This window comes from Pedobacter sp. 01N416 (genome assembly GCF_056399685.1).
The window spans coordinates 1-500 of record NZ_JBFTRT010001082.1; the positions used below are offsets into that span (position 1 = coordinate 1).

Here is a 500-nt window from a genome sequence, read left to right on the forward strand (position 1 = left end):
GATTAGGCAAAGCTTCTATTTCGGAAATCCATATGTCGATTTGTTTTTGATCGAAAACGTCTGGCATTGAAAATTGGCCAATCGGGTATTTAAGCTGTTCTAAATCCATGAATCCAAAATAGGCTTTTTGTATGAATTATTTTGCCACGGAAACACGGAATCCGCGGAATATTTTTACATCAATTTCTTTAGCCATTTTAACAAGCCCATTTTTTTTTCGTAAGGCGGATAAATCATCTTGGTTAATCCCAACTTCGACTGGAAAACCACTGCCCTTTCGTGCGAAAAGGTTTTAAAACCAAAAACACCATGACAACTGCCTATGCCACTATTATTTACCCCGCCGAAAGGCAAATTAGGATTACCGATATGGACCAATACATCATTTACACAGGTTCCGCCTGCACTTGTTTCAGTAATAATTTTATTTTGGTTCTGTTTATTGTCTGAGAAAATATAAAGCGCCAAAGGCTTTTCTTTCCTGTTCACAAAATCAATTG

Annotated in this window: 1 protein-coding gene; it reads right to left on the reverse strand. The window is 37.0% G+C overall.

The window, feature by feature from the left end:
• Positions 1 to 174: 174 nt before the first annotated feature.
• Positions 175 to 500 (reverse strand): aldehyde dehydrogenase family protein (locus AC1DND_RS29335; protein WP_477586551.1); only part of this gene is annotated, 326 nt, incomplete at its 5' end.